Genomic DNA, 8,522 nt, shown 5'->3' with positions numbered 1-8,522 from the left:
CGGCGTCGTACTCCCAGCGGACCCAGTTACCACCGCGGTCGGTCACCTGGTCGAGCAGGGCCAGTTCGTCGTCGTACGGCGTGAAGTGCCAGGTGAGCTCGGCGAGCGGGTCCTTGATGACGTAGCTGCCGCTCGCGTCGACCGTCAGCGGCCAGCGCGGGCCCTCGGAGGGAAGAGTCGGGACGTCAGGGGCCGGGTGCGGGTAGGACAGCAGCATGCCGTCCGAGCGGACGAATACGACACCCTCGGCGTCGATCTCCAGCCGTTCGTCGGCGGTGCTCGCCCAGGACGGGCCGAACCACCGGCCCGCGCGGTATCCGGACTCCGCCTGCCGTCGGAAAACCAGCGGCAGGGCGCCGGGCAGCGACACATCGGTCTGCGGCAGGAACATCCGGCCGGTGGCGAGGTTGATGGGGTCGGTGCCGCCGGTGCACTTCTGCTCGTTCGGCTGGCCGCCGTCCTTCGGCTCCTTCGAACCGCGCGCCCGCGCCGCCCCGCTCTCCGCCGCTTCCGCGCCGGTCCTCCCGGCGCTCCGCTCGGCCAGGTCCCTCGCCCCGTGGGCGACCGCGCGGCGGCCGACCGTGCCCGCGGTGCTGGTGCCGCCCGTCCCGAGTGCCGAGGCCAGGTCGAAGCTCAGCCGGCCGGCGGCCTCGCTCGGGTCCTTGCCCCAGCCGTCGCCCAGGAGCACGGAGGGCAGGCGTTCCGGGTGGTTGTTCAGCGCGACGGCGCCCGCGACGGTGGTGTTGAGGTGGTCGAGGTAGAGCGCCGGGTGGGTCAGGTTGTACGGGTCGATCGGGTTGACGCCGCGGACGAACTTCACCACGCCCGCGCCGGCCTTCACGAAGCCGCCCGCGAAGTGGTTGCCCTCGATCGTCGACGCCGTGCGGAAGTCCGCGAAGTCGGCCGACATGCGGTTGTGGAAGGCGGGCTTCTTGGGAGCGTGCTCCAGCGCGCCCTTGACGGTCGCGGCGGCCTTCCCGGCCGCCGAGTCACGCTGGGAACGGGCGTGGGCCAGGATCTCCTTGGCCTCCTTGATCTTCGCCGCTCCCGGATCGGTGAAGTCCCCGGGCGGCACCGGCCGGGTGCCGGGGTCCTTGCCCTGGTCCAGCTTGGCGTTGTAGGCGGTCGCCGCTTCCTTGTACGCCTCGGCCTGGGCCTGGTGGGCGTCCAGGGCCTTCTTCGTGAGGGCCTTGCCCTCCTTGTACGCCGCGACGGCCTCCTTGGCCTGGCCCTGCGCCCAGGTCACGGTGTCCGCGTAGGCGTCCAGGGCCTGGTACGCCTTCTCGCAGGCGTCGGCGGCGTGCGTCCACTGGGCGGGATGCATCTCGAACTTCGCCCGGAACGTTTCCGCGGCCTGTCCGCGCCAGTGGCTCGCGTCGAGGCCCCGCATGCCCTTCCCGACGCGGTCGAACGCGGCGTGGAAGTCCTTCAGGTGACCGGCGGAGGCCCGGATCTCCTTGGCGTTGCCGTGGATGAGTTCATTGGCCTCCTCGGTCTGTCCCAGCTGCTGTTCCGCGATCTTCGCGCCCAGGCTCGAGCCCGTCCGGTCACCCCAGTCCTCGACCGAGTCGGCCAGGCCGTGCAGGCCGACGCCGTCGAAACCGGCGCCGACCTTGTCGGTGGCCCAGTCGACTCCCTCGCCGACCTTCTTCTTGCCGGCGTTCCACAGGTGTTCGCCCTCGTCGCCGACCTTGTCGACGGCCTTCTTGAGCGGGTCCCACACACCCATCAGTGCTCACCCGCGCTTGCGGACGAGTCGGTGGCGCCCGGCTGCTCGTGAGCCCGGGCGGCCGCCGGATCGGTCTCCAGCAAGCGGCGCAGCGCCGGCGCCGTGGGACTGTCCTTCGCGACGCCCTCCCACGTCCGGGCACCGTGCATCGCGGCATCGCGGAACGACTTCCCGCTGTAGTCGATCTTCGCGAAGTTGCCGTTCGCCCGGATGTCGTCCCAGGACATGTTCTCGACTTCCTCGTCCGTGAGGTTTGGATTGGCGCCGAAGGCCGCCCCGACCACCTTCCAGGTGCCCGACTGGTACTTGTCCTGTTCGTAGAACATGCCCGCCGACAGCCCCACGCGCTTCGCGAACTCGTTGCCGTCCTGCACGAGTCCGCGCACGCCCCACTCCCACCGCTCGCAGAACGCCTTGAACTGCGCGGCGAGGCCCTCGTGGCCGAGCTGCATGCCCGACAGGGCGACGTCCTCGAAGCCCCGGCCGACGTTCGACTCGCCGATCATGCCGAGCTCCTTGAGCTCGGCGATCGCGTCCCCGAGTCCCTTGGTGATCAGCGCCAGCTCCTCGGCGCCGGCCTTCAGGCCGTCCTGGCCGCTGCCGCTCACTGTTCCTCCCCGCCCGGCACGTCGACCGCGACCGCTTCCGGGACGATCCCCGTCACCGGCGGGAAGAGCATCGGCCGCTCACCGCCCACGTCGAGGGCCACGCCGGCGGGCGCGCCCACAGCGGGGACGACCACGTCCAGCAGGCGGGCGCCCAGGACCGAGCGGTAGTCCCAGTCGCGGGTCTCGCCGCGGGCCATGGCGAAGCGGACCAGTGCCGTCTCGTCGGTGAAGGCGTGCAGCCAGCGCACGCCGCCGAACTCGGACGACCACAGGCCGCCCCCCTCGTCCAGCGGCACCAGGACCGCCGTCCTGCGGAACTCCCCGATCAGCGCGGCGGGGCGACCCCGCTGCGCGTGCATCGCGGCAACCTCATCCGTCAACGACACCGCAACCGCCCCTCCCCTTTCGGGTGAGGATATAAAACTGACGCACCGTCCGGCCGGGGCAGGTCGGCGTCTCCGCGCCGCGCGGGCCGCCACGCCCACCGGCGGCGTCGGCGCTACGCGCGAGGAGCACGAAGCCGGTGGTCAGGCTCGCTCAGCGGGAAGCTCCCGGCTCTGGGACGACAGCGAAACGTCAGCGTTGCGTGAGCGACGGGCCGCATAGTCGTCGGCATGAACAAGATCAAAGCCGCCATTGTCGCGGCCGCCGTCGTGGCGGGACTCGCCGTGAGCACCGCACCGGCACAAGCGAGCAACTGCACCAAGGGGGGCGCCACCTACGTCTGCGAGTACGGCGTGACCGACCACGCGCTTCCGGGTGGCGAGAAGGAACAGTTCCTGGTCGGCACCGACCTGGCGGTGTGGACGCGCTGGACCAGCGGCGGAAAGTGGAGCGGGTGGTTCTCCCTAGGCGGAACCGCGTGGAGCAAGGTCGCCATTCGGGAACGCACCGACCACGGCCCCGACGCCGTCATCATCTACGTCAAGGGGTCCAACACCCGGGCGTGGGGCAGGGAGCGGATAGCGCCTGGGCAGGAGTGGGGCCCTTGGGATTGCGTCGGGTGCGCGTCCAGCTAGAAGGCTGTCCTGCGATGCCGCGATGAGGTCGGGACGATCGGGCGATGTGCTCCCCCGTGCCCGCGATCCGATCGACCCGCACCTCACCGACGGCCGAAGCGCCAGAAGGCCGGGCCCGCCGAGCCGTGCTCGCGCAGCGGGCCGATCGTGGTGGCCACGATCGTTCACAGCACCACGGTGGGAAGCGGTGCGCGCTTCCTTCCGCCTGGCCGGCGTCTCCTTGAGGGTGTGCCGGAACGTCACCGTCAGCTGATCGCATCCGGCTGGCGCCGGACACCGCCCGTGAACGTTGGCCGCGCGTCCCGGCCGGAAAAGAACGCGACTACAGCACACTCCTGCGGCACAAAGCCGCCTTTCCGAGAGTTGCCGAAACGTCACTCCTGAAGGCACTCCCGGATAACTGGTGTCAAACGTTTTTCACTTGAAATAACTAGATGGAGATAAATGTAGAAGGGTGGGCAATCGGGGCGGCGCGTCACGCATAGCCTGCGTACCGCGAGTTCGGCGGCTCACTCGCGCAACCACCTGCCTCCCTCAGATCCGAGCGATTCCCGAGACCCTTGGCGCCTGGCGGCGATCCCCACTTCCAGCAGTTTCGCGATTTCGCTCAGAATCGGACATCGAATGATTACCGAACACTCCGATACGCATCTCACGGCACGGCCGGCCAACGACGACTACCGGCTGGGTACCGAGGCCTACACCGATGAGCAGCGGACCGCGGTCCTTGCCAAGTTGGAGGGGTACCTGGGCGGGCAGCGGGAGCGTTTTCTGGGCTACCAGGTGAACCTGTCGCTCGACGGCCACGCCGCGCTGGGTCGTTTCCTGGGCTACCACATCAACAACATCGGGGACCCGTTCGTCGACAGCAACTACAGCCTGCACTCGCGGTGGCTGGAGCGGGCGGTCCTGGAGCACTACGCCCGCCTGTGGCACGCCCCGCTGCCCGAGGACCCGGCCAGTCCTGGGGATGCGGACGGGTGGGGATACGTGCTGTCCATGGGCAGCACCGAGGGCAACCTGTACGCCATGTGGAACGCCCGTGACTACCTGGACGGCAACGCCCTGGTGCGTGACGAGGTCTCCGGCGATGCCAGCTGCCGCACCAGCTACCTGCGGGCCAAACACCCCGACGACAACCCCAACGCCTACATGCCGGTAGCGTTCTTCTCGCAGGAGACCCACTACTCGCACATCAAGGCGATGCGGGTGCTGGACATCCCGACCTTCTACGACCTGGGCGGCAGTCTCTACCCGGGCGAGTGCCCCATCGACGTGGCCGGCACCGGCATGCAGACGTACAACGGGTGGCCGCTCGGCGGAGTCCCGACCACCGGCGGCGACGAGGGCCCGGGCACGGTCGATGTCGACGCCTTGGTGGCCCTCGTGGACTTCTTCGCCGCCAAGGGCCACCCCGTCCTGGTCAACTTCAACATCGGCAGCGTCTTCAAGGGCGCCTACGACGATGTTCAGGGTGCCTGCGAGCGCCTGCGCCCCGTGTTCGAGCGGCACGGCCTCGTCGACCGCACGGTGCGCTTCGACCCCGACGACCCCACCCGGGTCAGCATCCGCAACGGGTACTGGATCCACGTCGACGGAGCCCTCGGCGGCGCCTACGCCCCCTACCTGGAGAAGGCCCGCGACAGCGGACTCATCGAGACCGCGCCCCCGGTCTTCGACTTCCGGATCCCCGAGGTGTCCTCGATCGTCACCAGCGGGCACAAGTACCCCGGCGCGCCCGTCCCCACCGGGATCTACATGTCCCGCGCGGGATCCAAGCTGCGCCCGCCGTCCGACCCGGCGGTCGTCTCCTCTCCCGACAGCACCTTCGCCGGCTCCCGCAGCGGCTTCGCCTCCCTGGCCATGTGGAACCACCTCGCCCAGTTCAGCGAGGAGCAGCAGGTGCGGCAGGCCGCCGAGGTCCTGCGGATCGCCGAGTACACGGCCGAACGCCTGCGCCGGCTGAGCGAGCAGTTGCGGGAACGCGGTGAGCCCTGGGCCGAGGACGGTATCGAGGTCGGTCACGGCGATCACGCGCTCAGCGTCTGGTTCCAGCAGCCGCGGGCTGAGATCACGCAGAAGTACTCGCTGGCCTGCGTGCCACTCAATCTCGGTGGACTCCGCCACGACTACAGCCACGTCTACGTCATGCCGCACGTCACCCAGGAGTTGATTGACGAACTCGTCGAGGACCTCGCCCAGCCCGGAGCATTCGACCGTTCCGCGGACAAGGACGCGCAGCGGCCCCCACTTCCCCACCAGCGCTGACCCGCAGGCGGGCAGCCGGACCGCAATCGTCCGCCCGCCTCCTCGCGATGTTGCCCCGTACATCCCCGCGTGCGGGGCAACTGGCCGAGGGCGCGACCCTGGGCCCGTCACCGCCCCTGGCTGCCGGCAACCTCCGCGCTTCGACGGATGCCACCGACGGCGCTGCCGACCGGGCCGGCGGGCATTGTGTCCGAAGAGGCCAGGGGTTCCTCGACGAAGACTGCTGCGAAGCCATTCGGAAGGACACATGACCTCGTTCCTGGACGCGATCACGCCGGAGGAGCTCCACGCGGATCCCTATCCGATCTATCAGCGGCTTCGACGTGACCACCCTGTGGCCGAGATCCCTGTGCTCGGCTGCTGGCTTGTCACGCGCTGGCAGGACGTGCGTCAGGTGATGAGCCACAGTCAGACCTTCACCACCAGCTTTCCGTCCGCGATGTCGGAGATTTACGGATCGGAGAACATCCTGTCGAGGAGCGGCGACATCCACAAAGGGATGCGCGCCAGCGTCGAGGAACTCTTCGAGCCCGAATGCGCCGGTCGCGCCCGAGGGTACGCACGAAAGCTGGTCATCGAGCGGGTCTCCGGCATGCACGGGCAAGCGGACCTCATGGGTGAGGTCCTGCAACCCGTCGTGGCAGAGGTGTTCCGGTGGATGCTGAGCCTCGAGGTCGACAGCGCGACCCTGCTGCGGCTGGCACAGGACTTGTGGCTGGGCGCCCTCCATTCCGGGGACCCCGCCAAGCTCGCGGTGGCGGCCGCCGCTGTGAACGAGCTCGACGCCGCGCTTACCCCCTGGTTCGAGGGCCTCGGCCCGGACCCGTCCTCGGCGATCGCACGGTGGCGGCACATCAACCCTGGAAGGGATTGTCCGCGAGGCGTCGCGGAGGTCCTCCCGACGATCCGCGTGATCCTCCCTTCCCTTCCCGAACCCGCATGGGCGGCGGGCAGCCTCCTGGTCGCACTGTTCAACGACCCGGACCAGCGCCGGCTTGTCCGGGACCACCCGGAGCTTCTCGGCGATGCCGTCCACGAAGTCCTGCGCTGGATGCCACCGTTCGGGCTCGTCGAGCGCATGACCACGCGACCGGTGGAACTGGGCGGCACACGCCTGCCCGCCGGTGCACACGTCCTGGCCGCGATCGGCTCCGCGAACCGCGACGAGACGGTGTTCGAACAGCCCGACACCTTCGACCTCCGCCGCCGACGGCAGCCTCTGGTCACCTTCGGATACGGAGAACACGCCTGCCTCGTGCGCGCGTTCATTCCCGCCATCGTGGAAGGCATGGTCGGCGGCATCCTCGATGTCCACCCCGGCGTCCGCGCCGACCCTTCGGAGCAGCCCCGCCCAGCCGGCTGGGCCGCCCGCTACACCGCACGCCTTTGCGTGGACGGCCTCGGCGACTCCGCGGACCGGGCGACAGCGCTGGGCACGCCTGGTTGAGGCAGGGCCCGCGGACCGGCCCCCTCACGCTTCCGCTCGCGCCGGACGGGGCCAAGATCGCCCCGCTCAGTCGCATCGTGTCCTGAGCCGTCGCGATGAGCGCGGAGAACGCCTGGGTGGTGGGCTCAGGCCCGGAGCAACGGAGGACGTCGCACTGGCGCCTGCCACCGGCAACGGAGAGTAGTGCCAGGGCCGTCCGGGCGCCCTTCCGTCCGGTGGTCGCGCCCCCGCGCTACTCCGCCCCGCACGTCACGTCCCCCGCCGGCCGGCGCCCCGTCGTCAGGTAGTCGGTGACCAGGCGGTCGCCGCACGCGTTGCCGTTGGCGAGGTAGGCGCCGTGGCCGCCCGAGTCGACCGTGATCAGGCGGGCGCGGTCGCCGAGGGCCTCGCGCATCTTCAGGGCGCCGCGGTAGGGCGTGGCCGGGTCGCGGAGGTTCTGGATCATCAGGATGTTGGACGGGCCGTCGGAGGTGACGCGCGTGGGCTTCTCCGTGGCGCCGCCCGGCCAGAACGCGCACGGTGTGACGTTCACGGGCATGCCCGCCGTGAGCGGGTGGCGGGCGCGGTCGGCGGCCACGTCCTTGGTGTACGGGGAGACGTCGCTCGGCCAGTTCACGTCATTGCAGGTGACGGCCATCATCACCGCCGCCGCGTCCTGCGGGATCGGGCCGCCGGGCAGGACGTCGGGGACCTCCAGCGGGCCGGTGGTGTCCCGGGCGGCCACGACGAGGCGGGCGAAGGGCTCGAAGGAGGCTTCGCGGGAGTACAGGGCCTGCTGGAGGCCCTGGCGCAGCCGGTTGCCGGTGAGGGGGAAGTGGTCCCCGTCCTTGAACGTGCGGGGCGCGCGGTCCAGGGCCGAGGCCACGGCCAGGAAGGCCGCCCGTACGTCCTCGGGCCGGTCCGCCAAGCGGTGCGCGGCGTCGCGCTTCGGATCCGCCGCCCAGGCGGCGAAGTCCGGGAAGCGGTCGTCGGCGGCCGCCGACATGTTCGCCAGCCAGCCGCGCGCCACCCGCGACGGGTCGGGGTCGCCGCTGCTGTCGAGGACCCAACGGTCCGTGTGCCGGGGGTACTTCTGCGCGTAGACGGCCGCCACGTACGTACCGTAGGAGGTGCTCCACGCCGACAGTTTCTCCTCGCCGAGGGCGTGGCGGAGGCGGTCGATGTCGCGGGCCTCGTTGGCGGTGGTGAAGCTGCGCAGCAGGGCGGGAGCGGGCGACGTTCTCGTCGGTCTCGCCGTTCGGGCCCGGCCAGGAGCGCAGGTGCGTGAGTTCGCGGTCGTCGGCGCTCAGGCCGCAGTCGGCGTGGGTGCTGCCGCCGACGCCGCGCGGATCGAGGGCGACGATGTCGTACGCGCCGCCGGTCCGTTTCATGAGCTCGGGCCCCTTGCTCGCCAGGCGCTCCAGGCCGGAGCCGCCCGGGCCACCGGGGATGGCCAGCAGGGTGCCGCGCCG

The 8,522-nt window shown here is 70.5% G+C and carries 6 protein-coding genes and 1 pseudogene; 3 read left to right on the top strand and 4 right to left on the bottom strand.

Annotated features, from left to right (window positions below; genetic code table 11):
* From J7E86_RS28235 to J7E86_RS28225, 3 genes are all read right to left on the bottom strand, one after another.
* A partial coding sequence (locus J7E86_RS28235) for a putative T7SS-secreted protein (protein WP_251019802.1) occupies positions 1-1,729 on the bottom strand: 1,729 nt, incomplete at its 3' end.
* Complete coding sequence (locus J7E86_RS28230) at positions 1,729-2,337, bottom strand: hypothetical protein (RefSeq protein ID WP_215085614.1); 609 nt, start codon at positions 2,335-2,337, stop codon at positions 1,729-1,731. The genes J7E86_RS28230 and J7E86_RS28235, both read right to left, overlap by 1 nt.
* A complete protein-coding gene (locus J7E86_RS28225) occupies positions 2,334-2,696 on the bottom strand; it encodes an SseB family protein (RefSeq protein ID WP_215085612.1) in 363 nt (120 codons plus the stop codon). The genes J7E86_RS28230 and J7E86_RS28225 overlap by 4 nt, the downstream gene beginning before the upstream one ends.
* A gap of 255 nt (positions 2,697-2,951) precedes the next feature.
* On the opposite strand from J7E86_RS28225, the gene J7E86_RS28220 reads away from it, so the two are divergent.
* The 3 genes from J7E86_RS28220 to J7E86_RS28210 all read left to right on the top strand — a co-directional run bounded on the left by J7E86_RS28220 (position 2,952) and on the right by J7E86_RS28210 (position 7,071).
* Positions 2,952-3,356, top strand: coding sequence for a hypothetical protein (locus J7E86_RS28220; RefSeq protein WP_215085610.1), 405 nt, complete (start codon positions 2,952-2,954; stop codon positions 3,354-3,356).
* A 624-nt stretch (positions 3,357-3,980) separates the two neighbouring features.
* Positions 3,981-5,624 carry a pyridoxal-dependent decarboxylase gene (locus tag J7E86_RS28215; RefSeq protein ID WP_215085608.1) on the top strand — a complete coding sequence of 548 codons (1,644 nt, stop codon included), beginning with the start codon at positions 3,981-3,983 and terminating at the stop codon, positions 5,622-5,624.
* Positions 5,625-5,871: 247 nt separating this feature from the next.
* Positions 5,872-7,071, top strand: a complete 1,200-nt coding sequence (locus J7E86_RS28210) for a cytochrome P450 (protein WP_215085606.1) — start codon at positions 5,872-5,874, stop codon at positions 7,069-7,071.
* 232 nt (positions 7,072-7,303) lie between these two features.
* On the opposite strand, the pseudogene J7E86_RS28205 reads toward J7E86_RS28210, so the two are convergent.
* Positions 7,304-8,522 (bottom strand): annotated as a pseudogene (locus J7E86_RS28205) (alpha/beta hydrolase); the annotation flags it as partial.

It is taken from the genome of Streptomyces sp. ISL-11 (assembly GCF_018614525.1).
In the GTDB taxonomy this organism is placed as follows: Bacteria; Actinomycetota; Actinomycetes; order Streptomycetales; family Streptomycetaceae; genus Streptomyces.
The sequence above is the reverse complement of the archived record's forward strand: the minus strand, read 5'-3'. Positions and strand labels throughout refer to the sequence as shown.

Excerpts from the sequence above, each read along its gene's own strand:
- J7E86_RS28220 (WP_215085610.1), top strand. The coding sequence starts at position 2,952 with ATGAACAAGATCAAAGCCGCCATTGTCGCGGCCGCCGTCGTGGCGGGA.
- J7E86_RS28215 (WP_215085608.1), top strand. The coding sequence starts at position 3,981 with ATGATTACCGAACACTCCGATACGCATCTCACGGCACGGCCGGCCAAC.
- J7E86_RS28225 (WP_215085612.1), bottom strand. The coding sequence starts at position 2,696 with ATGCACGCGCAGCGGGGTCGCCCCGCCGCGCTGATCGGGGAGTTCCGC.
- J7E86_RS28210 (WP_215085606.1), top strand. The coding sequence starts at position 5,872 with ATGACCTCGTTCCTGGACGCGATCACGCCGGAGGAGCTCCACGCGGAT.